This window comes from Bradyrhizobium sp. Kon69, from assembly GCF_055807515.1.
Window position 1 is genome coordinate 99,500 of sequence record NZ_JBVVOS010000024.1, and the last position, 22,159, is coordinate 121,658.

Annotated in this window: 23 protein-coding genes; 2 read left to right on the forward strand and 21 right to left on the reverse strand. The window is 63.4% G+C overall.

What is annotated here, in order from left to right; genetic code table 11:
* Positions 1 to 10: 10 nt before the first annotated feature.
* On the reverse strand, positions 11 to 1,294 hold the full coding sequence (locus AC0L3U_RS28525) for an MFS transporter (RefSeq protein WP_473364085.1): 1,284 nt from the start codon (positions 1,292 to 1,294) through the stop codon (positions 11 to 13).
* 426 nt (positions 1,295 to 1,720) lie between these two features.
* Here AC0L3U_RS28525 and AC0L3U_RS28530 point away from each other — a divergent pair, with 426 nt between their 5' ends.
* Positions 1,721 to 2,299, forward strand: coding sequence for a MarR family winged helix-turn-helix transcriptional regulator (locus AC0L3U_RS28530; RefSeq protein ID WP_473364061.1), 579 nt, complete (start codon positions 1,721 to 1,723; stop codon positions 2,297 to 2,299).
* Between the two features lie 13 nt (positions 2,300 to 2,312).
* Here the strand turns inward: AC0L3U_RS28530 and AC0L3U_RS28535 are convergent, their stop codons facing one another.
* Positions 2,313 to 3,281 (reverse strand): hypothetical protein, encoded by a 969-nt coding sequence (locus AC0L3U_RS28535; protein ID WP_473294920.1) that lies wholly within the window; start codon positions 3,279 to 3,281, stop codon positions 2,313 to 2,315.
* Between the two features lie 818 nt (positions 3,282 to 4,099).
* Here AC0L3U_RS28535 and AC0L3U_RS28540 point away from each other — a divergent pair.
* Positions 4,100 to 4,870 carry a response regulator transcription factor gene (locus AC0L3U_RS28540; protein WP_473294921.1) on the forward strand — a complete coding sequence of 257 codons (771 nt, stop codon included), beginning with the start codon at positions 4,100 to 4,102 and terminating at the stop codon, positions 4,868 to 4,870.
* A gap of 174 nt (positions 4,871 to 5,044) precedes the next feature.
* On the opposite strand, the gene AC0L3U_RS28545 is transcribed toward AC0L3U_RS28540, so the two are convergent.
* The 19 genes from AC0L3U_RS28545 to fliF form a co-directional block, all read right to left on the reverse strand.
* Positions 5,045 to 5,503, reverse strand: a complete 459-nt coding sequence (locus AC0L3U_RS28545) for a hypothetical protein (protein WP_473364062.1) — start codon at positions 5,501 to 5,503, stop codon at positions 5,045 to 5,047.
* Entirely contained in the window at positions 5,500 to 6,012 is a 513-nt protein-coding gene (locus tag AC0L3U_RS28550) for a flagellar biosynthesis protein FlgN (protein WP_473364063.1), read from the reverse strand. The genes AC0L3U_RS28545 and AC0L3U_RS28550 overlap by 4 nt, the downstream gene beginning before the upstream one ends.
* A 42-nt stretch (positions 6,013 to 6,054) precedes the next feature.
* On the reverse strand, positions 6,055 to 6,540 hold the full coding sequence (locus AC0L3U_RS28555) for a rod-binding protein (RefSeq protein WP_456768232.1): 486 nt from the start codon (positions 6,538 to 6,540) through the stop codon (positions 6,055 to 6,057).
* On the reverse strand, positions 6,537 to 6,956 hold the full coding sequence (locus AC0L3U_RS28560; RefSeq protein ID WP_473364064.1) for a hypothetical protein: 420 nt from the start codon (positions 6,954 to 6,956) through the stop codon (positions 6,537 to 6,539). The genes AC0L3U_RS28555 and AC0L3U_RS28560 overlap by 4 nt, the downstream gene beginning before the upstream one ends.
* A gap of 6 nt (positions 6,957 to 6,962) precedes the next feature.
* Positions 6,963 to 7,715 carry a flagellar biosynthesis protein FliR gene (fliR, locus tag AC0L3U_RS28565; RefSeq protein WP_027570497.1) on the reverse strand — a complete coding sequence of 251 codons (753 nt, stop codon included), beginning with the start codon at positions 7,713 to 7,715 and terminating at the stop codon, positions 6,963 to 6,965.
* Positions 7,712 to 9,793 (reverse strand): flagellar biosynthesis protein FlhA, encoded by a 2,082-nt coding sequence (gene flhA, locus AC0L3U_RS28570; protein WP_007595850.1) that lies wholly within the window; start codon positions 9,791 to 9,793, stop codon positions 7,712 to 7,714. Before flhA ends, fliR begins: the two co-directional genes overlap by 4 nt.
* Before the next feature lie 85 nt (positions 9,794 to 9,878).
* The gene (gene fliQ / locus AC0L3U_RS28575; RefSeq protein ID WP_008130649.1) at positions 9,879 to 10,145 is read right to left on the reverse strand and encodes a flagellar biosynthesis protein FliQ; all 267 of its coding nucleotides are present in this window, start codon (positions 10,143 to 10,145) and stop codon (positions 9,879 to 9,881) included.
* Positions 10,142 to 10,555, reverse strand: a complete 414-nt coding sequence (flgD, locus tag AC0L3U_RS28580; RefSeq protein ID WP_473364065.1) for a flagellar hook assembly protein FlgD — start codon at positions 10,553 to 10,555, stop codon at positions 10,142 to 10,144. The genes fliQ and flgD overlap by 4 nt, the downstream gene beginning before the upstream one ends.
* Before the next feature lie 14 nt (positions 10,556 to 10,569).
* Positions 10,570 to 10,980 carry a flagellar biosynthesis repressor FlbT gene (flbT, locus tag AC0L3U_RS28585; protein WP_027519845.1) on the reverse strand — a complete coding sequence of 137 codons (411 nt, stop codon included), beginning with the start codon at positions 10,978 to 10,980 and terminating at the stop codon, positions 10,570 to 10,572.
* Complete coding sequence (gene flaF / locus AC0L3U_RS28590; RefSeq protein ID WP_027570494.1) at positions 10,980 to 11,324, reverse strand: flagellar biosynthesis regulator FlaF; 345 nt, start codon at positions 11,322 to 11,324, stop codon at positions 10,980 to 10,982. Before flaF ends, flbT begins: the two co-directional genes overlap by 1 nt.
* A gap of 67 nt (positions 11,325 to 11,391) precedes the next feature.
* Positions 11,392 to 12,438: a flagellar hook-associated family protein gene (locus AC0L3U_RS28595; protein ID WP_027570493.1), complete on the reverse strand. Its 1,047-nt coding sequence runs from the start codon at positions 12,436 to 12,438 to the stop codon at positions 11,392 to 11,394.
* Between the two features lie 3 nt (positions 12,439 to 12,441).
* Positions 12,442 to 13,920: a flagellar hook-associated protein FlgK gene (gene flgK / locus AC0L3U_RS28600; RefSeq protein ID WP_473364066.1), complete on the reverse strand. Its 1,479-nt coding sequence runs from the start codon at positions 13,918 to 13,920 to the stop codon at positions 12,442 to 12,444.
* 34 nt (positions 13,921 to 13,954) lie between these two features.
* Positions 13,955 to 15,187 carry a flagellar hook protein FlgE gene (locus AC0L3U_RS28605; RefSeq protein WP_027570491.1) on the reverse strand — a complete coding sequence of 411 codons (1,233 nt, stop codon included), beginning with the start codon at positions 15,185 to 15,187 and terminating at the stop codon, positions 13,955 to 13,957.
* Between the two features lie 90 nt (positions 15,188 to 15,277).
* Positions 15,278 to 15,859, reverse strand: coding sequence for a transglycosylase SLT domain-containing protein (locus AC0L3U_RS28610; RefSeq protein ID WP_473364067.1), 582 nt, complete (start codon positions 15,857 to 15,859; stop codon positions 15,278 to 15,280).
* Entirely contained in the window at positions 15,810 to 17,150 is a 1,341-nt protein-coding gene (gene fliK, locus AC0L3U_RS28615; RefSeq protein WP_473364068.1) for a flagellar hook-length control protein FliK, read from the reverse strand. The genes AC0L3U_RS28610 and fliK overlap by 50 nt, the downstream gene beginning before the upstream one ends.
* Positions 17,147 to 18,349 (reverse strand): chemotaxis protein, encoded by a 1,203-nt coding sequence (locus tag AC0L3U_RS28620; protein ID WP_473364069.1) that lies wholly within the window; start codon positions 18,347 to 18,349, stop codon positions 17,147 to 17,149. Before AC0L3U_RS28620 ends, fliK begins: the two co-directional genes overlap by 4 nt.
* Positions 18,346 to 19,677 (reverse strand): MotB family protein, encoded by a 1,332-nt coding sequence (locus AC0L3U_RS28625; RefSeq protein WP_473364070.1) that lies wholly within the window; start codon positions 19,675 to 19,677, stop codon positions 18,346 to 18,348. The genes AC0L3U_RS28620 and AC0L3U_RS28625 overlap by 4 nt, the downstream gene beginning before the upstream one ends.
* Before the next feature lie 6 nt (positions 19,678 to 19,683).
* Positions 19,684 to 20,391, reverse strand: a complete 708-nt coding sequence (locus tag AC0L3U_RS28630) for a hypothetical protein (protein ID WP_473364071.1) — start codon at positions 20,389 to 20,391, stop codon at positions 19,684 to 19,686.
* Positions 20,388 to 22,019: a flagellar basal-body MS-ring/collar protein FliF gene (gene fliF / locus AC0L3U_RS28635; RefSeq protein WP_027519855.1), complete on the reverse strand. Its 1,632-nt coding sequence runs from the start codon at positions 22,017 to 22,019 to the stop codon at positions 20,388 to 20,390. Before fliF ends, AC0L3U_RS28630 begins: the two co-directional genes overlap by 4 nt.
* Positions 22,020 to 22,159 lie beyond the last annotated feature (140 nt).

Genomic DNA, 22,159 nt, shown 5'->3' on the forward strand with positions numbered 1-22,159 from the left:
GGCCTTGTTTTCAGATCTGACGCTGTTTCACCGGCGCAGTCTCGGGCATGAGGCTCATTGCGCCAAGTCCGACGATCGCCGCAAGCAGCAGGTACCAGGCCGGCGCCAGCGGATTGCCGGTGACGTGGAGGAGCCAGGTGACCACGAGCTGCGCCGTCCCGCCGAAGCTCGCGATCGCGACCGCATAGACGGTCGCGAACACGCCGCCGCGGATGTTCTGGGGCAGCGCCTCGGTGAAGGTCGCGTAGAACGCGGTGAACGGCAGCGAGCCGATGACGGACAGGACACCGAAACCGACCAGGAGCGACAACGCGCCGGGCGCATGGACGATCCACAGGAAGGTCGGGTAGGTCAGCAGCAGCGTTGCGAGCTGCGGCCAGATCATCACCGGCTTGCGACCGAGACGATCCGCCAGCCAGCCCCCGACCAGCGCACCGACGAACTGGATGCCGTTGCTGACCAGCGACACGGCGAAAGCCAGTGTCGACGACACATGCAGCGTATTCTGCGCATAGGTCGTCATATATTGGGTGACGTAGGTCGAGATCGTGCCGCTTGCCAGGATCATCAACGCAAGTCCGATGATGCCAAGGTGCCGTCTCGCCTGCGAAAGATGACTGGTGTGCTCGACGGTGCGGGCACCGGCTTCGGCCTGCGGGATTGTCTCGGGCAGCGTCCGGCGCATCCAGAAGCCGAACGGCAGGCACACCGCCCCGATCAGAAACGCCACCCGCCAGCCATAGGCGTCGAGCATCTCCGGCGCCATCGTCCGGCTCAGGATGACGCCGACGAGCGCGCCCGCGGTCGCGGCGATCTCCTGGCTCGCCGGCTGCCAGGCCACCACCAGCGCGCGATGCTGGGGCGGGGCGATCTCGATCAGATAGGCGGTGGTCGGTCCAACCTCCCCGCCCAGGGCAAAGCCTTGCGCCATACGCGCCGCGATCACGATGATGGGCGCGGCAAGGCCGATCGATTGATAGGACGGCGTGAGCGCGATGGTCAGGATCGATAGCCCCATGAGCGCAAAGCTCAGCAGCATGGCAGGCCGCCGGCCGATCCGGTCGGAATAGATCCCAAGCACGATTCCGCCGATCGGCCGCGTCACGAAGCCGGCGCCGAAAGTCGCCAGCGACAGCATCAGGCTGCCGTACTCGCTTCCCGTCGGGAAGAAGGTATGGCCGATCTGGATGGCGAAGAAGCTGTAGGTGATGAAGTCGTAGAACTCGAGCATGTTGCCGACGGTGGCGGCCAATGCTGCGCGCTTGACGCTGAACGGCTTCACTTGCTCGATCACGGACGACACTCTGGCATTCCCGGGCTCGATCCTATTTCGATTTAACCGCCTGGCCGCATTGCAACGCAACATCCATTAACCGCAAACGGTGGTTCCTCGCGCCCCCTTTCCGCCGGCCCGAGTTGCGGCCGATCCGCCTGCTCGCGCGATTCGAAGCGCATCACGCAATAAATGGGCTTTGCGGTGGTCGTAACGACACATCATGTTGCACGCACATCCCACGCCATTGGTATTTGCGCGTACACCGCGGTCATTTGACTGAAATTTTCAGAAGAGTTGAGCCGGGCGATTTACTCGAACTTTCTTCGCGACGCTCTAGTTCCACCACCGGAAGGTTCCACCTCTTTGGGGATCCTCATTATCAGCCGCCCGGATTGCGCTACCAAAAGCTCAATTGAATTTAAGCTTTACCGACCTGGAATTGAAATGAACTTGGCTCGCGAATCGATCGAACTGCTGGAACAGGTCGCCCGGATCTTGTGGTTCGAAGGCACGAAGCACGGCTTGCGTGACCGCGAGTGGATGGCGCTACGTTTCCTTTCCCGCGCCAACCGGTTTTCCAGGACGCCGTCGGCGCTCGCGAGTTACGTCGGCACTACGCGAGGCACCGCCTCGTTCATCATCGGCGAGCTGGAGCGGCTCGGATATCTCGAGCGAAAGCGCTCGGCCCAGGACAAGCGGTCGGTGATGCTGAGCGTGACACAACAGGGCAAGAAGTTCCTGGTGCGCGACCCCGTCAACGTCCTCGTCGAGGCCATCGCCGTGCTCGAGGGCGAGGCGAAGGTCAGCTTCCGCGACGCGCTCCGCCACGTGCTGGATCAGTCGGACGCAGCCGAACAGCGGCACCATACCGACGTCTGCAAGCGATGCATCTTCCTCCGCGAAGATCGCACCACCACGGACAACAGGACGACGGCCGAGTTCAGCTGCCGCCTGTTTCGGGCGCCGATCGCGGAGGCGGAGGTCGATCTGCTATGCACCAGCTTCGAGCATCACCGCAAATAGAAGCGGCCCTCGATCAAGGCGTGGCCTTGCGTGACGAATAGATGACGCCCCCGCTGGACTCGACCACCAGACGTCCGTTCTCGTTTTTGATCTCCTCGATACGGCCAAGGCCGGGCACCTGCTGTCCCAACACCGCCTCGACGACGCCGTTCGGGCCTTGCAGGATCGCAATCCCCTCATAGGCCTGGCGGACCGACCAGCCCTTGATCGACTTGCGCGGCGCCGAAATGCGCTCGGACGGAGCGACCGATCCCGTGACCTCGGGCGTCGCGGCCGAGGCCATCATCGGCATTGGCTGCGAGGCGACGGGCGCCGGAGCCTGGGCCTGCACCTGGGCAAGCTTGTCGAGCTTCACCGTAGAGGACGAGCTCACCCGTTCGATGCGATCCAGATTTTCGCCAAACCGGCCAAAACGGTCATTGGTCGCCTTGCTCGATTGATCGACCGCGGTGCGCAGGCCGTCGAGATTGTCGGACACGCCCGACACCTGCCTGCGCAGTTGCGCCACGGTCTCGCGCAGATTCCTGATCTCAGTATTGGCCGCGACGTTGGTCTGGGCGGGCTGCATGGCGAAATAGGCGATCACGCCGGTGCAGGCACAGACGACCAGGATCGCAGCGACCGCCAATGTCGCGAGCGGCGCGACCCATGTCGGACGCGGCGGCGGCGGTTTGGCCACGATCACGGCCGGCTTGATCACGATCGGCGTAGGCTTGGAGATTGCCATCTTGTCGAGGCGCGCCTTGGCGCGAATACGCTTGAGACCCTCGAGCGCCTCTTTCGCCAGAGTTTCATCGCTCGCTGCTGCCGACGCAGGCTTGGTGTTCGCAGCAGGCTTGGTGTTCACAGCAGCTTTGGTATTTGCAAAAGGCTTGGCCGTCGGTGCCGCATTGTCTCTGGCATCGCGCGTCTCCGCAGCAGGTTTCGCCGCTGCGGAAACATCGGCGGTCGCGTTGGGACGAGCTTGTCCATCGGACAACATGCGAGAATGCTCCGTTCGGTTCGATCTGTCGAACGGTGACATTATTTGCCGAAGCTTGCCTGAAACGTGCGCATCGAAAACTTTTCATCACGCGCGATGCGACGTCACATGAGTCAAACGCGTCACGCACGTGGCGAGAGTGCGACTCGAAAGACACACCCTCGCCAAGATTTCGCCAAGCTGGAGTCGCCTCGCCATACATGAGTCGAATTGTCGCATGTGCAAAGATGATCGCGGGAGTCAATCCCGGGTTGAAAACCCATCAATGTGCATGAAGCGCAGCACCATCCAAAATAGCTGTAATCATACGGGGATGCGGAACTTTAGAACCGCCAGGGTGCAAAACTAGTTCGAATTCCAAATCAACTGATGCGATTGAATATACCAAGAAACAACTCGAACCGAATCAACAGCATCAAGCACGTGTAGCAAACGCTTAGTTGCGCACGCTTGATCGGAAATCGGCAATTGTTACGGTCCTACTCAAGTGATTCTCGCCAGTTGGCGAGGGGATCGACACAGTACAGTAGCGTTCGGATGCAATGAGCAACTTGGCGCAACTGTTCTAGGTCGCTTTCTCAATCCGCTCCGCGAGGTGATCCGCAAGACACCCGCCGAGCCTCACGCAGTAAGCGTTCAGTATCGAGTCGAAGTAGCAGGCCTGCGAGACGCAGGCACTGAATGCGTAGGGCTGCCCGCGAATATCGAAACCATAATAACGGTTCGCGGGAAGGAATATCGTCAAACAGCACAGTTGCCGAGCCGGGCATCACAACAACCAACCGGCCGTAACAAGTGCGAAACAGGGGCGAAAACTGATGTATATTATCGTTGATGATCGCGAGAGCGTCGCGAACAGCTATGTCGGAGGGCTCGTTCGCGAAGGTGTATCGTCGATCGGCTTCTCCTCCGGAGAATTCTGGGACTGGCTGCAATCCGCGAGTGAATCGGATCTGGCCGCGGTGGACGCCTTCCTCCTCGGGGATTGCGACACCCGCGGAAGCCTGCCGCGGGCAATGCGCAAGCGCTCCTCGGCGCCGATCATCGCCATGAGCGGCCAGAAGATGCTCAAGAACACGCTGGAGCTCTTCGAATCGGGCGTCGATGACGTCGTCCACGTGCCGATTCACCTCCGCGAGATCCTCGCCCGAACGGCCGCGATTGCGCGCCGCCGGGTCGGGGAACTGCCGAGGCCCTGCGAGACCAGGATCCAGGTCTTCTTCAACGGACGCGACCCCGAGATCGCTGGCCACGCCCTCACCCTGCCCCGCCGCGAACTGCGCATTCTCGAATATATGGTCAGCAACCACGGCAAGTGGGTCACCAAGACGCAGATCTTCAACGCGGTCTACGGCATCTTCGAAGCGACATTCGACGAGAGCGTGATCGAGAGCCACGTCAGCAAACTGCGCAAGAAGCTCCGCGACCGCCTCGGCTTCGATGCAATCGTGGCCCGGCGTTACGTCGGATACCGCCTCGACATCCCGGCCGGCGAGACCATCGACGTGCCGATGCAGGAGCTCGACGAAGTCGGCATCCTGCTGAACAGGGCGCATACCGCCCCAGTGGCGTATCCGGCCGGAAACTGATCGGCAGCGCGCTGCCACGAAACCGACAACGGCCTCTGCGAACCACCTTCGCAGAGGCCGTTGTAGTTTCTGCGACGTCAACGGCGAATAGAGCGCGGCAGTCCCGGCGCTGCGGCTCGCGTGTAAGTATAATTCTAGAGGCTCGCTTCTGATTCAATCAGAACCGGTAATGTCCTAGGGCTTCTGCTGGAATTCTTCCTTCGACACGTAATTGAAGTCCTCGACAAGGACGTCCTGGACGACTTCGGCCTGCATTCGTTCGTTGACACGCTGCTTGATGGCCGCCGTGAGGATGGAGAGGTCGTAACGGGCGAGTTTTCTGAAATCGAGGCGGTCGTCGGCATAGATCCTGCGGAAGGCTTCATCGACGACGAACGGCTCGGGCGGAACGTTGAGCTGATGCATGGTCCGCGCCTCTACGGTATAGACGAAGCGCGCGACGATGTAGCCCTGCACGTTGCCACTCTCGACCATGGGCACGCTCAGCGCCCGCGTCTTCTGGTACTGCAGCCCTTCGAGGTATTCGTCCTTTGCCGGCAGCAGACTGCCATTTTCCTTCCAATAGGCCACGGCATAGCTCGTTCCCGCGGTGAGGATGCATACCCAGAGCCCGGCCAGCACGAGTCTGATCATTTTCCGTCCTGTGCTGCGCGACCGGTATAGGTGCCGTCCGACTCGGCGTCCTTGATGGCCTTGACGATGATGGTCGCAACCTCGCGCACCGCATCGTAATGCATTTCGAGGATGGAACGGTTTCGCTCGAGCTTCTCGCGCAGCCGCTGGACCTCTTCGGTGATCTCGACCTCGCCGCCGAGATGCATTCGTGCCCGCATCAGGCGGACGAATTCCAGCATGCTCCGGCTCTTCCGGGCGCTGAATTCGTCGAAGTCAATCTTCTTGCCCGTCGCAAGCGCGGCCGTCTCCTCTTCGACGATTCCTTCGAGCCGGCGGATCGCAGCCAACAGGCCGCGCACCTCGTCCGATCTCGCCGCGTCGGCACCGTCGTTCGCCACCTCGCCACCGACATTCGGCAGCAGCACGGGCAACAGGGCATCCCCCGACACGGCCGCCGTCGTCATCGCCTCGGTGTCTACGGCCGGCTGCTCCATCACCATGGCCGCCGCGCCTTCTTGTGCCTGCATAGGAAATTCACCCTTCAACTTCTGTCACCCATTCCCGAATCATCATCCGGCCTTGCCCGTAGCGTCCGGTCCCGCCGGATGCGCGGCAGCAAGCTGCTTGGCAATGCCAATGCCCTTGCCCTTTGCCAACTGCGCACCAAGTTGCTCCGCCAGCATCGACTTCCAGACGCCGCCCGCCGTGCCCTTCCCAAAGACCTCCTCCGACTCCTTCGGCAACATCGTCTCGACGAAGGTCTGGAGGATGAAGGCCTCGAACTTGCGGTACACCTCGCCGGATGCCGGCGCCTTGATCACTTGCACCGGCGCCCCGTTCACCGCGCTCGACTGCGGTTCCGAAACCTTCGTCCCGGATTGATCGGCAGCAGCCGTCTTGGCCTTCGCCTTGCCGACCTCCGCGTCCATCGTGGCGGCGAAATCCGCGTCCGATGATTTCAACGCGTCGAGCTTCGCGGTGGCTGCGCGCTGCGTCACGGGATCGGCGGCATCGAGGACGTCGAGAACGAGGTCGGGTGTCGCTGTCACGATCATGTCTTGGTCCGATTGGCTGGCCGTGGCGTCCACTCGCGCTCGGTGAGGCTTGTTCCCGTCATCTCCTCGAGCGATCGCTTCTCGGCGTCGCGAAGCTTGTCCGCGAGCGCCGCCTTCGCGACCTGCTCGAACTGCTTCACACGGCGGCTCTCCGCGCGAACCTGGTCGAGCTGCTGCGAGGCCTGCGCCTGAATCGCGCGCGCGCCGACGCTGGTTCTGGTCAGACGCCGCGCGATCGATTCGCTCGATGATCCCGCCGGCGGCTTCCTCTCGTTGAGAGTCCCGACTAGCCATTCCTGCTCGTCCTGCAAGCTGCGCTCCTGCTGCCGCAGATGCGCGAGCTGCCACTCTGACAGCCGGAGCTGGAGCTTCACGAGGGAGACCATCCGGCCGAGCTTATCCGCGCGCGACGTCATGACCGATCACTCCGCCAGCCACGACGAGACGCCGAGCATGAATTGCGTCAGGAGCTCGTCGCTGGTGAGGTAGAGCAGCAGGAAGCCGCCGAACAGCACGAAGGGTACCGAGATGAAATAGACCGGAATCGCCGGCGTCAGCTTGTTGATCAGGCCGACCGCCAGGTTGACGACCACCGAATAGACGATGAAAGGGCTGGCGATCCGCAGCGTCAGCACGAATGCCTCCGACAGCCGGCCGACGAGCTGGTCGAGCGGCATGCTGCCGCCGAGCCGGTCGCCCGGATGCCAGACGTCGTAGGAGTTCATCAGCCCGCGCAGGACCTGCCAGTGCTGGTCGGTCATGAAGAACAGCGTGGTGACGGATGTCATGATCAGCGGCACCAGGGCCGGCGCCGGATCGGTGTCGCCGACCGGCGTCCCCGGGATGTTGCTCAGCCCGATTGCACTGGCCATCACGGTGGCCATGGTCTGGAGTGCGAGAAAGAACACGCGACCGCCGAGCCCGATGACGCTGCCGACCACGAGCTCGGAACAGATCAGCAGCACAAGGGTCAGCGGCGCCGCGTTGTCCGTAAGTGGTTTCAGGACGGCGATCAGGATCGGCGTCAGCGCAAACGTCGTGACGAGCGCGACGAACAAGCGGACCTGGGCCGGAACGTTGACGCTGGAATAGCCGGGCACCAGCATCAGGCAGGCACCGATGCGGCAGAACACGATGAACGTCACCAGCACGCTGTCGGTGAGGCCGCTGATCACGATATGGCTCCGAGTGCCCTGATCTCGGTGCTGCGCGCGACCTCGACATGCGACAGGATCGGCAGGGTCGGAAAGACCCGCTCCAGGATCATCCGGACGTAGGGACGCGCTTCCGGGGTCACCGCCAGCACCACGCTGGTGCCGTTCTCGGTGAACTTGCGGATCGCCGCGCTGGCTTCGGTCGCAAACTGCTCGATCAGGCGCGGATCGGCGTCGAATTCGACGACGTCGCCCTTGGCGTCGCGCTTCAGGCTCTGGTGGAACGCGAGATCCCAACGGTTGCCGAGACGGACTACGTTGAGCACGCCATTGTCGGAGAGATCGCCGCAAATCTGCTGGGCAAGACGCGTACGCACATGCTCTGCCACCTGCTCGGAGCGCCGCACATGGGGCGCGATCTCGGCGATGGCTTCGAGGATCAGATGGAGATTGCGGATCGACACGCGCTCGGCCAGCAGGATCTTCAGGATCGCAAGCAGCCCCGAATACGATATCTGCGACGGGCAGAGATCCTCGACCAGGCGCTTGTATTCGGGATCGAGCCGGTCGAGCAGGCCGCGCATGTCCTTGTAGGACAGAAGCTGGGCGAGGTTGGCCCTGATCACTTCGCTCAGATGCGTGAGCAGCACCGACAGATTGTCGACCGGCTTGCAGCCCTGGCGCTTGACCTCGTCGGTGAACGCGTCCGTCACCCACAGCGCCTTCATGCCGAAGGCCGGCTCGATCACCTCTTCGCCGGGAACGTCCGGCTTGCCATCCTTGTCGACCAGCACCAGCACTTCGCCAAGCCTGAGCTCGCCCTGGGCGACGCGGGTGTCGTGGATCCGGATCTGGTATCCCTTGGGATCGATCGACAAATTGTCGGTGAGCTTGATCTCGGGAACCACGAAGCCGTACTGCTTGGCGAACTTCTTGCGGATCTTGGCCACGCGGTGCGCCAGCTCGTTGCGCGAGCCCAGTAGATGGACCGAGAGGTGGCCGCCGAGCGCCAGCTCGATCTCCGCGGTCTTGAGCGATTCCTTGACGGACTCCTTGGCATCGACCTGGGCGCGTTCGTCGGCCTTGCGCGCATCTTCCTTCTGCTTCAGGGCTGCCTGCCGCCTCGGCAGCGAGTATCCGACGAAGGCCATGACGCCGCCGAGCAGCAGGAAGGGCGCCGTCGGCAGCCCCGGCATCAAGGCGAGCACGAACATCATCAGTGCGGCGGCCGACACCGCGCGCGGATAGCCGCCGAGCTGCCGCAACACCGCCTGCTCGGCCGAACCTCTGGTGCCGCCCTTCGAGACGAGCAGGCCCGCCGACAGCGACACGATCAACGCGGGCATCTGCGTTACCAGACCGTCGCCCACGGAGAGCTTGGTGTAGACGTCGGCGGCGCGTGCCAGCGTCAATCCGTGATGCGTCACGCCGATGATGATACCGCCGAAAATGTTGATCGCGGTGATGATCAGGCCGGCGACCGCGTCGCCGCGGACGAATTTCGAGGCACCGTCCATGGCGCCGAAGAACGCGCTCTCCTCTTCCAGCTCGCGCCGCCGGCGCTGGGCTTCCTTGTCGTCGATCAGGCCCGCGGACAGATCCGCGTCGATCGCCATCTGCTTGCCGGGGATCGCATCCAGGGTGAAGCGGGCGCCGACTTCGGCGATACGCGTCGCGCCCTTGGTGATCACGACGAAGTTCACCGTGACCAGAATCGCGAAGATGATCAAGCCGATGACGAAGTCGCCGCCCATGACGAACTTGGAGAAGCCGGCAACGACGTGGCCCGCGGCGTTTTCCCCCTCCCCGCCGCGCGACAGGATGAGACGGGTCGTTGCGACGTTGAGTGCAAGCCGCAGGATCGTCGCGATCAGGAGCACGGTCGGGAAGGCCGAGAAATCGAGCGGACGCTGGATCCACAGCGCGACCATCAGGATCAGCGCCGACAGCGCGATCGAGAATGCGAGGCCGAGATCGATCAGGATCGGCGGTATCGGCAGGAACAGGATCGTGAGCATGGCCACGATGCCGCCTGCGAAAAAGGCGTCGGCGCCCAATCGTCGCGGGGTCGGCAGGCTAGCAGCTAACGTATCGGACATGGGTCACCGGCAGAGGATCCGGTCCGTAATCTGCCGTGCAAAGCTTACGCGGGGGTGGTGGCAGAGGCGGCCGGGACCGCCCGGATCAGAAGCCGCGCTCGATGTGCGAATAGACCATCTCGGTGAAGGTGGAGAGATGGGCTCCGATGAAGGAGCCGGAGATGGCGACGACCACGAGAATGACGATGATCTTCGGAACGAAGGTCAGCGTCACCTCCTGGATCTGGGTCAGCGCCTGGATCAGCGCGATGATGGTGCCGACCAGCATCGCGGCACCGACGGCAGGCCCGGAGGCGACGATGATGGTCCAGATCGCCGCCTGGACGATGTCGAGGGCATCCCGTTCGTTCATGACTGGCTGATCGTGAGACCGGGGCCGACCGCGACTTTCGTACCGTTGTCGAGTGTCGCGATGGAGCCGTCGCTGTTGATGGAGACCGAAGCGACCTTGCCGCTGAAGCTCGCTCCGGTCGAGTCCGTGAAGCTGACGGTCTTTCCGATCAGTCCATTGGCCTGCGACAGCGATTGCGAAGACAGCAGAGCGTCGAGCTTGGTATTGGTCTGCATCGCCTGCTCGACCGACGAGAGCTGCGCAAACTGGCTCATATATTGCGAGGTATCCATCGGATTGGTCGGATCCTGATTCTTCATCTCCGCGACGAGGAGCTGAAGAAACGTGTTGTAGTCGACCCCGGTGCTCGACGTCGTCGTTGTCGTGTTGGTTGACTTGTTGGTACTATCGGTCGCGCTGGTGACGTTCATATCGCTCTCCGCTGTCAGGCAGCCTCGAATGGGGAATCGATCTTGGCGCCGGCCAGGATGGCCTGCTCCACCGGAAACAGTGCCCGGATCCGCTTGAGCGCCTCGAAGTAACGGCTCGCCCCGACCAGGTCGTCGACCGCGCCAAGCCCGACCAGCATCTCCTGGCTCTCGCACACGGCGAGCAGAGCGGCATGATGTTGCCCGTACAGAGCCGAGGCATCCCGAACATCGGTCGGATTCATCAGCATGAGCTGGACGATGAAATAGAGCTGCCGCAGCGCCGTTGTGGCGTCGGAGGCCTGCATGATCTGCCCTTCGAGCAGGAACATCACGTCATTGACGAGCTCGACGGAGACCTTGCGGTCCACGCGCAGCACCGCGCCGTTGATGTAGACCCGTTCGCCTGCACGCAAGGATATCTTCATCAAAGTGCGTCTCGGATCAGGCGGTTGATTTCGATGAGCTGGATCACGTCATTCGACTTTTCTTCGCGAAGGCGGTCGGCTTCCTTGACCACCCACAGCCCGATCGAGATGATGTCGGCGCGCAGCTTTTCCGGAAGCCCGTTTTCCGGATGCGCGAGATCCTCAATGAAGATCGTCCACAGCCGCCGCACATAGAGCAGGCTCTCGACCAGATCCTCGAGGCTGAAGCGGTCCTCCTGGATCCGCTCGAGCCGGTCGATGCCGAGGCTGAGCGCCTGCCGCTCGCGGCCCCGCGCCTCATAGCCGCTCTCGTCGACGACCGATTCATAGGCTTCAAACGTCATCAGGACAACTCTGCGCAGGAGACCGAACAACAAGACAAGGGTTACGCGCCTTACGAAGGAGCTGGACTCAGAGATAGTTGATGAGGCTGATCTTCTGGAGCTGCGAGGTGAGCGCAAGTGCCGTCTGGATCTGCGTCTGCAAGGTGTTGACCCTCACGGAGGCTTCCGTCGGATCGACCTTCTCTATGCCGACGATCTGATTGTTCAGAATATCCTGCTGGGTCTTGAGCTTGTCGGTTGCGGAGGTGATCCGCTGCTGGACCGTACCGATGTCGCCGCCGAGGGTCGCAAGGTCAGTGATGGCGTTTCCGACAAGGCCGATGGCCTTGTCCACGACGACCTGGAACGTCGCTTGGTCCAGGTTCGCGTTCCCGAGATCCGCCATCATGGTGTAGGCCTCGGCGAGCTTGCGGAAGCCAGTCTGATTGGCGCTGACGGAGGTATCGGCGATCTCGGTCGTGGAGATACGGCTTTGCATGACCTGGTCGGTCGCCGATGACCAATTGGTGTTCCAGGCCGGGCTCGCGAACTCGGCATCGAAGGTGGTGTCGAGGAAGGTCTGCATCTGGGCCGGGGTAATGGTGTTCACGCTGGGCGATGATTGCGAGAAGCCGAAGGTCGCAAGGAAGTCGGCATCGACCTGGTTCTTGCTGGCCGAGCCCGCGGTGTAGGCCGTGATCGGCGTGTTCTGCGTGTTGATGCCCGCAAAGAGTGACGAGCCGTTATAGGAGACGTTCAGCGCGCCGATCAGATCCTGGAGGTTGGAGGACGCAGGCGGCAGGATGATCCGCCCGCCGCCGTCGGTGCTGCGCGCCGCGATCAGGTCCTTGAGGAAGTCCGTTGCGGTCGAACCAAGCTGGGTGATCCGGCTCTGCGTGATGTCCAGGCGTCCCGAGACCAGCCCGTTGGTATCGACGAGTTGATCGGCGAAGCTCAAATCCGCCCGCAGGGTGACGTCGCCTCCCGTCGTGGCGCCAAGCTCGAGGCCGACATCGGCGAAGCGGCCGGTGGTGGCTTCCTTCGAGGCCTTGGCCAGCGCGGCCTGATTGTTGGTGATCGAGGACCTCAACGACGAAGACAGCATCAAGGTCGAGATGTAGTTCGCGCTCATCATGACTTAATTTCCCACGGCAGCCAGCAGGCTCTGCAACATTTCGTCGACGGTCGAGATGATCTTCGACGAGGCCGAATAGGTGCGCTCGACCTGGAGCATCAACGACATCTCGTCGTCCATGTTGACGCCGCTGACGTTCGACAGCGCCGCGGTGCTGCGGTCGAGCAGCGTTTTCTGGTAGGTGACGTTGGAATCGGCGGTCTTGCGCTGGTTTTCGATCCAGCTCGTCGAAGACGACGCGAAGTCGATCAAGCTGCCGTTCGGCTTGCCTTGCGTGGTTGCATCGAACGGCTGCGACGCATCCATGGCGCCGATGAGCTGCTGCAGCCGGGTCGAGTAACCGCCATTGCCGGCGGTATTGTATTGGTATGCGACGTTGCCGCTGATCGCACCGTCGCGCAGCAGATTGGGATTGCCGCCCTGGGCCGGATCGACCGATGCAGCAACGGAAATCGTACCAGCGAGGCCCACCAAGACGGTGGCGCTCGCGGGCATTGCCGGCGCGCCGGGATAGGTGAAGAGACCGGGGACGTCGGGCAGCGTCGGAACAGGCGACTGGTCACTTTCCTTGAAGGCATCGACCAGGCCGCGCGCGATTTCGTCGAGCTGGCTCTGGTAAGTAACCGTATCATTGTCGCGCAGCTGGGCCAGGCCAGCAAGCTTGCCGGACTTGAGCGGCATCACTGAATTGGCGCCGGTCACCGGAACGCCGTCGATATAGACGGCATTGCCGGTGGTGCCGGCCGTATAGGCGTTCGTCGGCGCAAAGCTCACCGTGCGCGCTATCTTGTCGAACAGCACGACGCCGCTGTCGGTATAGAGCGCCGCGTCGCCGTTGGGACGGAGCGACATCGAGACCCCGACCTCCTGCGACATCTGCGAGACGATGCTGTCGCGCTGGTCGAGGTAGTCCGTGATGTCGTCGCCGGAGATCGTACCCTTCACGATCGCGGTGTTGACGGTCTGGAACTGGGAGAGCAACCGATTGATGTTTTGAACCGACGTTTGCATGTCGGCATCCGCGCCCTCGCGGGCCGACTGCACGGTCAGAGTCGCCTGATTGAGCGCGGTCGCCATGTCCTTGGCGGACGTCACCGCCGCCTGCGCCAGCGTGGTGTTATCCGGGGCGTTGGCATATTGCTGGAGCGCCTTCTTCAGCGCATTGAGCTGCGCCGTCGGCGACTGGTCGAGTTCCGGATCGTCCACCGTGGCAGATGCGATCTTCTGGAGACCGTCAAGGATCGCGCTCTGCTTGGCCGACGTCGAGGTTGCGGTCAAGACATTGTCGTAGAGCCCCGAGCTGGCGGCGCGCTGGATCGCCGCCACGTAAACGCCGGCCCCGGGGAAATTGTCCAATACGGCGATCTTGCGCGAATAGCCGGCGGCACTGGCACCGGCGATGTTGCGCGAGATCGTCGACGACTGGATGCCCGACGCCATGAGCGATGCGCGAGCGGAGTCGAGAGCAGCGGTAAGGGACATGGTCTACTCTTGGCCGGGACGAGTGCGGAAGGATTCAGCGCTTCAGGTTGACGACGACGTCGAGCAGGTCGGCGCCGGTCTGGAACGATTTCGAGTTCGCGGTGAAGCCGCGCTGTGCCTCGATCATCCCGGTGAGCTCGTCCGCGAGATCGACGTTGGAGTCTTCGAGCGCCTCAGACTGGATCGTGCCAAGCCCACCGGTGCCGGCATTCGCGGCCTGGGCGTTGCCCGAATTCTGGTTGGTCGAATAGACGTTGCCCGGCTCGGGCGTCAGATTATCGGGGCTCGCCACGTCGGCGAGCATGAGCGTGTAGAGCGTCAGCTGCTGACCGTTCTTGAGCACGGCGGTCACGTACCCGTTCTGGTCAACGTCGACCTTATCGATGGCCGACGGAACGCTACCGTTGACAGTGGCCTTGAAGCTGAAGTTGGTGCCGACCTGCGTCATGTTCGACAAGTCGAGGGTCACGGTCGCGCCGCCGGTGACCGGAAATGCAAGTGTCGTGGCGCTCGCTGCGGCCAGCGCGCCCTTTCCGGCCGTTGTCGTGTCGAAGGTATAAGTGCCGGTCGCGCCGAGCGTGGCGCCCGTCGTCGAGTTGTAGGCTTGGATTTGCCAGGTGTCCAAGCCCGCCGCTGTCGCGGTATGGGACATATAGAGATCGACCTTAACCGGCTGGCCGATATTGTCGTAGGCCACGATCGAGCTTTTCGACGAGTACGCGCCCGGGCCGGGCGGACCGGCAATGAGTGCCGCCGTCGGATCCAGATTGCCGGTGGTGAGCGTTCCCGCCGTCGATGGCACGGGCACCTGCGAGACCTGGGCGATGTTCACGATCTGCATTCCCGACAGGCTGTTCTGCGAGAAATTAGTCACCTTCCCCGGCTGGCCGAGGAGGTAGTAGCCGGCCGCATTGACCAGATTGCCTTGGCTGTCCGGGACGAACGAGCCGGCCCGCGTCAGGAACTGCTGCGTGTTGGTGGCGTCGGACACCACGAAGAAGCCGTTGCCTTGAACGGCAAGATCCGTGCTCGATGTGGTGAATTGCGTATGTCCGGCATCGCTGATGGCGTAGCGGACGGTGGTCTCGACGGCGCCGGAATCGTAATTGCCGGAGCCGCTCTTCAGGATCAGCGAGGAGAATTCGGTCGAAGCCCGCTTGTAGCCGGTGGTGTTGACGTTCGCGATGTTGTCCGAAACCGTCGACAGCTTGTTGGACTGCGCGGCCATCCCGGAAACGCCGGTACGCATAATGCCATAGAGGCTCATGGATTGGGCTCCTTAAGTAGGTTGTAATTACAATGATGGGTTTTGCTTGCGCGGGGCTGATGGAAAGGAACCATGCACAACTTCATGTCGTCAGCTCGTCTTGGGCTGACAGAACGAGCGCGCCTTGTCGGTCCACGCGCCGAAGCCGCTCGAGACAAGATGCGTGACGATGTGGCAGACGTAGCGCTTCTGCGCTGGCTGGTTGTTGGGGCCTGCATTGTAGCGGGCGACTGCCATGGTCCAGCTACCTTCGCGCTGCTTCAGCTCCTTCAGGAAGCGCGCGGCGTAGTCGACATTCCCTGCGGGATCGAACATCGCCCGGACCGAAGCGAACTTGTCGCCGTGATAGTAATGGTTGATCTGCATGCAGCCGAGGTCGATCAGCTTGATCCCCTTGGCTCGCATGGCTTCGAAGTTAGCGATCGCGTCGTTCATGTCCTTGGCGAATACGGTCTGTCCGTCTGCGCCGAGCGCGTAAGGATGAAGCGCGCCGCGCCGCCCGGTCTCGGTCAGGCCGACCGCGTAGAGAATGCCGAGCGGAATTCCGTGCTGCTGGGACGCACGCGCCATCTCGCGCTCGCACGGGCGCGAATTGTCGGTCGCAGCAGTCGCGGCGCCGGCGTTACAGATAAACAGGGCCGCGACGAATCTGCGGCCCCACGTCCTGATCATGACGCGTCTCCTGGTTGGACGGGCGCTCCTGTCGGGCCTGCTTGGCGCCGCCGTCGGCTTGTCCCGACGAATTGCTCGCACCGTCGAACGTGCCTTGCGACTGCGACGATGGCTGCTGCTGGCTCGAAAGCTGCGGCTGCGACTGGCCGGAGCCGCTCTGGAATCCATCCAGCGAGCCGTGCTGAACGGGCGCAATGTCGGCGACGTAGCCCGCCGACTGCATCAGGTCGCGGATCGAGTCGCGTTGCTGGTCCAGCATCTGGCTCGTGTCCTTGCGCGCGGCAGCGAGGTGGACGGACACCTCGTTGCCGACCAGACGAAGGCGCACGGTGACATTGCCGAGCGCGGGCGGCTCGAGATTGATGGTCAGGATCTTGAGCGGCTGATCGGGCGCATTGGCTTGGGACGCGGCAAGATCTGCAGCTGCGGACGCCGTCGGTGCCGGAGCTTCTTTCAGCTCAGTGATAACGGCGTTGGCAACCTGCTGCGGAGCGTTGAACTGCGCCGGCGGCAGATGGGTCTCCTGCTGGACCACGGTGACCTTGGTCGTCTCGGGCAATGCGTCCCGCGCCGAAGCCTTGGCGGCACGCTCGACATTAGCCGCGACGGCCTCGAAGCCGGGTGCCGTTGCCTTCAGCGATGGCTCACTGCCTTGTGGCGATGTCGCCTGGTCGGCAGCCATCGCGTGCGACGCCGCGCTCTGCGAATGCGGGGTGGTTGGAGCCGCGGGAGACGCGGACTCGGCTGTCGTCGCCTTCGCCGTGCCCATGGTCTGAACGTCGCGCTTTGTCGTGGAAGACCGCTCGTCGCGCCCGGACGCATCCTTCTTGTCGCCGGTCGGTGCTTGCATCTGCGGCATCACGACCGGCGGCCCGGCGACGATCTCCTGCCCCATAATCCCGGCAATGCTCGATCGGCTCTGGATGTCGGCCTGATCGGTAGGATCGAGGAATCCATGTTTCCCGGACGATTTCTCGGTGGGTTTTTCGTTCGATCCGGGCTCTTCGACTGCCGCGGCACGGTCGTGCACCGTGTCGTCGTTGGCGTCGTCCTTCCCGCTCTGGTGCGCCAGGCGCGTCCGCAGCGTTCCGGCTTTCACCGCCGTATCGCCGCCCTCGTCGTTGAGCGCCCGCTTCGCGAGACTCGAGACCGTGTGCAGCAGATCGTTGAAGGAGGAGTCCGCCTGCGCTTTCGCTCCGGCGCTCTTCCCGGAGCGCGATGTGCCCCGCATGTTGAGGCTTTCGGCGAGACTCGAAAAGACCTGTCCGGAGGTTCCACTGAGCTTCGTCATGGACGGCGATCCCTGGTGAGAAGTTCGAGCTCGCCGAGCTGCTTCTGCGCGCGCGTAAGCGTTGCGGTCGACGACGCGAGATCGAGACGCGCCGGCGTGACCGGAGGCTTGTCGGCTGCGGCGGAGGATCCGCCAGCGAACGGCTTGCGGACGTCGAGTGCGAGCTGCACCGTTGCATTGAGAAAGGGAATGTCGCGCTCGGGCAGCTTCGACCGGTCGAGCGCCTTCAACTCGGCGAGACCGCCGTCATATTCGCCGGCGAGCGCCCGCGACACGCCGCGGAACAAATGCGCCCGCTCGCGCTCCGCCGAGGCATCGGCGCTGAGCGTCAGGGCACGCTCGCCGGCAAGCCGGGTCACGGCCAGCCCTCCGCGCACCATCGCTGTGCGCGCGATGACGAGATAGAGCTTGAGGCGGCTCGCGCGGTCGATCTGCTCCAGCAGGGTGGTGATCCGCGCAAACCGACGCTCGTCGAGCGCGAGGCTCGATTGCGTCAGACCGGTGGAAAAACGCTGCCAAAAGTCTCCGGCATAGACCGAGTTGCGATAGTGCCTGATATAGGCCAGCGTCAGGAACTCGAACTTGTCGAAATCCTCGGCTTGCCCGACCAGCAGGATCTCGCGCCGCAGCGCGGCCTCCTCCACCAATGTGCCCGGCAAGAGCAGGCGCGCGTCATCCAGACGCTCGATGGCAAGCGATGCCTCGGCGCGTGCGAACAGCGCGCCCTGGACCAGCGCGAGCTGCCCGCCCAGGCCCGCCGGAACCGTCCGCGGCTTGACGTCCTTGAGCAGTTCGCGCGCTTCGTCCTGACGACCCTCGACATAGGCAAGCGCGCCATCGAACAGCCGTCCGTCGACGTTCAGCTTGTCGCGCGGCAGCTTGCGGATGATTTGCGGCGCGCCGCCGCTGAGCAGGTAGATGACAGCGGCCTGGCCGTTCTGCGAATTACTCCACACGCCCGGATCGGCGGCGAGAAATTTTTCGCCGATCTGCCGGATCAATGCGCTGTGACTGCCGTGCGCCGCGCTATCGCCGTTGGCGATGCCGTCCTGCACGGCCTGCAGCGCCCGAACGAGCTCATATGGCTCGCCCGATGCCGATGCTGGCGGGGGCGGCATCGGTGCCGGCTCGGCGAATGCGCCTGCCGCCGTGAACGGCAGCAGTATCAGCAGCGCGGCGCGGAGAAGAGGCCTGATCAAGGACGCTTCTCCCGGACCATGATCTCGATTCGGCGATTCTGCGCGGCCGCGGGATCGTTTTGAAGTTTCGGCCGCCGATCGGCATACCCCTCGACATGCTCGATCCGCTGCGCATCGACGCCGGAGCGGACCAGCATGTAATAGGCCATCTGCGCACGGGCCGTCGACAGCCGCCAGTTGTCGTAGGTCTCCGAACGATACGGCCGATTGTCGGTGTGGCCGCGGACGATGATCATGCCGGGACGCTTCGTCAGCAGCGGGCCGATCTTGTCGATCACACGGATGAGTTCGGGCCGCGGCTCAGCAGAGCCGACCGCGAACATGCCGAAGTTGGCATCGTCGGTCAGGCTGATCAGCAGGCCTTCCTCAACCTGACGCACCTCGGCCACCGGTCCGGCGCCAGCCTTGACGTCCGACAGCGCGTCCGCGATCGCCGACTGAAGCTGCTTGACCGCTAGCTGCTGGGCCTGAGCCGCGTCGCGCGGCTCGGATTCCTTCGCCGTGTCGTTTGGACGCGGCTGCGCGGCGGCATTGGCTTGATTACCAGCCTGGGCGCCCGGCTGCGCGCTTCCTTCGCGTGAGGCCTGCGATGGCGCGGGCCCCGGCGGCAGCAGAGGCGACAGGCTTGCTGACGGCGCGTCGGCATTCGGAGCCACGCTTCCGCCGGCATCGTCCTGCCTGGCTCGGCGCGCCTGCGGCTCGCCCTCGCCTGTGCCCGACGCAGTGTCGCGCGCGGACGCATTCGGCTTCAACTCGGGCTTGGGCTCGATGATACGATCGGCATCCTTGGATGCCTGCGGCGCAAGCTTCCAATAGCCGGGATCGAACGGATCGCGGTAGGCGTCGCCTCCCTTGAGGCCATCCTCTTCGGCGGACGTCAAAGCGCCGGCGCGCCGCTGGCCCGAGGCCTGGTTCGCGCTGCTGGCGATCTCGGCGAGCGTCGTATAGGGATCGCGGAACAGGACCTTCTCCTCGTAGAAGGGCGGCTTCTCGGCCGTCGGAGAGTCACCGCGACGTTCCTCGCTCGGTCCTCCCGGCTGGCGCCTGCCGTCCTGGCCGTCGAACGACGACGGCTCCTTCTTGGAGAGATCCTTCAGCCCCTTCGGGGCAGGTGCGTTCTCCGCGAGCTTGATCGGATTGAAATAGCTCGCGACCACCTGCTTCTGATCCTGGTTGAGCGCATTGATCAGCCACATCACCAGGAAGAACGCCATCATCGCGGTCATGAAGTCCGCATAGGCGATCTTCCAGACGCCGCCGTGCGGCTTCTCGTCGTCGAAGGCGCTCCGCCGGCGGATGATGACGAGTTCTGACTTGACCTCATTCATGACGGACTACCGGCGCGCCTCTTTCAGACGCTCGCTCCAGGCCGTGATCTGCGTCTCGATCACGGTCTGGTCGGCCACGACGCGAACCTCGAATGTATCGGCGGCCTCATATTCGATGCCGGTTCGCCGCGCCGTCCCGAGCTGCATCTTCACCAGGTCGAGCAGTTCGCTCGGGCCGGTGACCTTGAACACCGGCACCGGCGAATTGCCGGTCAGCGCCGCAATCTGCTCGACCAGCGATCCGATCGCCTTGTCGCGAACCGCGTCCGCGAGGAACGGCAGCAATATCCGCGCAACGGAGCTCGCGATGTTGCTCTCGATTTCGCGGCAAGCCGTGTCGAAGCCGCTGACGACCGCCACCGCCTGCTGGTCGGACCACTTGGCCCGCTCTTCACCGAGCCGGATCGCGCTGCGCACGCGTTCCTCGGCGATCCTGGACTCGCCTTCTGCGACGCCGGCCGCATGGCCGCGCCGAAAGGCATCGTCCAGGAGATTGGCCGCCGGGGCTTCCACCTTCGGCGCCGGAGGCGGCGACTGAAGCTGCGGCTGCGATTGCGGTTGCGAATGGGTCTGGGGCTGCGGCTGAGGCTCGCGCCGGGTTTCCTTCGGCCTCGTCAGCACATCCTGGATTTTGGGCGGCGGTGGAGGCGGAGGCGATTTGACCCGCCCGTTCGCGTCGAACTGCGTCAGGAGCTTTCCGATTGCCGCGTTCATGCCGCCTCCTCGCGTCGCATCCAGTCTTTAAGGATCGCTGCCGCCTGCATCTGATCGAGACGGACAATCTGCTCCAGCCGCTTCTGCGGCGTTCGCTGCATCTTGCCTTCGAGATCTTCGACCAGGTTGAGCTCGGCCTCTTCGCTGTCCGCCAATGCAAGGGCGCCTGCGGCCGACTCGAGCTGGGCGGCTTCCGCGGCCTCGGTCTGCTCCTGCGCCGCGCGATGGGTCAAAATGCCGTTGACCGCAGGACGAAGTCCGAACCACACCAGCATCGAAGCTACGGCCAGGATCGTGACTGCGTTGATGACGCTGCCGAGCTGCTTGTTGATCATCTCGACGAAGCTGATCGGCGGCACCGGCGCCAGTTCGCGCGAGCCTTCGATGAAATCGACGGCCGTCACCTGGATCTGGTCGCCGCGCGCCTTGTCCAGGCCGCCGGCCGTGGCTGCGAGTTGGCTGATCTCGGCGAGCTTGCTGTCGACGATGGCCTGGTTGCTCTTGTCGCCGAGGTCGGCAATGAGCCGCCCGCGGTTCACCAGCACGGCAATGAACAGCTTCTTCACCGAATAGCCGTCGCTCACCGTCGTCGTGGTCTTGGAAGAGACCTCGAAATTGGTGACGTCCTCGCGGCGAGTCTTGTCTTCGCTGGAATTCTTGGTGCCGCCGGCGTTCACCTGCTGGTCGGGAAGATTTTGCTGCACCGTGGTCGGCTGCGAACGGTCCGCGTTCTGTGACTTCTCGTTCTCGCGGACGTTCCGGACCGAGCGCTCGGCGCGGCTTTCGGGATCGTAGACGGTCTCGTTGGTCTGCCGCTTGTCGGTGGAGAGCTGCGATGCAACGCTCACTTCGAAATTGTCGAGGCCCAGATACGGCGTCAGCGCCTTGCGGATGTTCTCCTGAACCATTCCGCCGACCGTCTTCTGCAGGCTCGCCATCTTGGTCGGAGCGGCAGTGGCCTCGTCCTCTTCGGCAAGCAGCATCGAACCGTCGGCGTCCAGCACCGTGACCTTGTCGCGACTCATGCCCGGAATGGCCGCCGCGACGAGATGACGGATCGACTGCGCCGTGCGCGCCTCGATCGCGCCGTCGGTACGCAGCACGACCGATGCCGAAGGCGGCTGCTGCGTCGCGCGGAACGACCCGCGCACCGGCATCACGATGTGCACCCGCGCCGCCTTCACGCCCTTCATCAACTGCACCGTGCGGGCGATCTCGCCTTCGAGCGCCCGGAGCTTGGTGACCTCCTGCATGAATGAGGTCAGACCGAGCGAGCCGATCTTATCGAACAGCTCGTAGCCGGAATTGGCGCTGGTCGGCAGCCCCTTCTCGGCGAGCAGCATCCGCGCCTGCATGGTCTGGCTCGGACGCACCGAGACCGCGTCGCCGGCGGTGTTGACGTCGAAGGTGATGTTCTGCTCGCGCAGCGCTGCACCCATGCGTGTCACGTCTTCGCGGGAAAGGCCGGTATAGAGCGTTTCGAATTCAGGCCGGCTCAGATAATAGGCGCCGCCCACGACGGTGACGAGAACGGCGAAACCGATCAATCCCAAGGCCATCAGGCGTCGCGGCCCAAGCTCCAGCAGATTGTTGAGCAGTTGCTGTATCTGCGCACGACTGAACAGCATGTGACCTCATACCAATGCGAACGTAGAGGACACTCTGCTGCCAACCTTGTCTGAAGGTTGCGCGAGACCACGAATGTGTCGGTTCGCCGGCGAGGCGTTGCAATTTTACAAGAGACTGAGTGACGCAATTGCGCGGGTCG

What these genes read in the sequence shown, in the direction of transcription:
- AC0L3U_RS28530 (WP_473364061.1), top strand. Translation starts at nt 1,721, where the DNA reads ATGAACTTGGCTCGCGAATCGATCGAACTGCTGGAACAGGTCGCCCGG.
- AC0L3U_RS28535 (WP_473294920.1), bottom strand. Translation starts at nt 3,281, where the DNA reads ATGTTGTCCGATGGACAAGCTCGTCCCAACGCGACCGCCGATGTTTCC.
- AC0L3U_RS28540 (WP_473294921.1), top strand. Translation starts at nt 4,100, where the DNA reads ATGTATATTATCGTTGATGATCGCGAGAGCGTCGCGAACAGCTATGTC.
- AC0L3U_RS28545 (WP_473364062.1), bottom strand. Translation starts at nt 5,503, where the DNA reads ATGATCAGACTCGTGCTGGCCGGGCTCTGGGTATGCATCCTCACCGCG.
- AC0L3U_RS28550 (WP_473364063.1), bottom strand. Translation starts at nt 6,012, where the DNA reads ATGCAGGCACAAGAAGGCGCGGCGGCCATGGTGATGGAGCAGCCGGCC.
- AC0L3U_RS28555 (WP_456768232.1), bottom strand. Translation starts at nt 6,540, where the DNA reads ATGATCGTGACAGCGACACCCGACCTCGTTCTCGACGTCCTCGATGCC.
- AC0L3U_RS28560 (WP_473364064.1), bottom strand. Translation starts at nt 6,956, where the DNA reads ATGACGTCGCGCGCGGATAAGCTCGGCCGGATGGTCTCCCTCGTGAAG.
- flhA (WP_007595850.1), bottom strand. Translation starts at nt 9,793, where the DNA reads ATGTCCGATACGTTAGCTGCTAGCCTGCCGACCCCGCGACGATTGGGC.
- fliQ (WP_008130649.1), bottom strand. Translation starts at nt 10,145, where the DNA reads ATGAACGAACGGGATGCCCTCGACATCGTCCAGGCGGCGATCTGGACC.
- flgD (WP_473364065.1), bottom strand. Translation starts at nt 10,555, where the DNA reads ATGAACGTCACCAGCGCGACCGATAGTACCAACAAGTCAACCAACACG.
- flbT (WP_027519845.1), bottom strand. Translation starts at nt 10,980, where the DNA reads ATGAAGATATCCTTGCGTGCAGGCGAACGGGTCTACATCAACGGCGCG.
- flaF (WP_027570494.1), bottom strand. Translation starts at nt 11,324, where the DNA reads ATGACGTTTGAAGCCTATGAATCGGTCGTCGACGAGAGCGGCTATGAG.
- AC0L3U_RS28595 (WP_027570493.1), bottom strand. Translation starts at nt 12,438, where the DNA reads ATGATGAGCGCGAACTACATCTCGACCTTGATGCTGTCTTCGTCGTTG.
- flgK (WP_473364066.1), bottom strand. Translation starts at nt 13,920, where the DNA reads ATGTCCCTTACCGCTGCTCTCGACTCCGCTCGCGCATCGCTCATGGCG.
- AC0L3U_RS28605 (WP_027570491.1), bottom strand. Translation starts at nt 15,187, where the DNA reads ATGAGCCTCTATGGCATTATGCGTACCGGCGTTTCCGGGATGGCCGCG.
- AC0L3U_RS28610 (WP_473364067.1), bottom strand. Translation starts at nt 15,859, where the DNA reads ATGATCAGGACGTGGGGCCGCAGATTCGTCGCGGCCCTGTTTATCTGT.
- fliK (WP_473364068.1), bottom strand. Translation starts at nt 17,150, where the DNA reads ATGACGAAGCTCAGTGGAACCTCCGGACAGGTCTTTTCGAGTCTCGCC.
- AC0L3U_RS28625 (WP_473364070.1), bottom strand. Translation starts at nt 19,677, where the DNA reads ATGAATGAGGTCAAGTCAGAACTCGTCATCATCCGCCGGCGGAGCGCC.
- AC0L3U_RS28630 (WP_473364071.1), bottom strand. Translation starts at nt 20,391, where the DNA reads ATGAACGCGGCAATCGGAAAGCTCCTGACGCAGTTCGACGCGAACGGG.
- fliF (WP_027519855.1), bottom strand. Translation starts at nt 22,019, where the DNA reads ATGCTGTTCAGTCGTGCGCAGATACAGCAACTGCTCAACAATCTGCTG.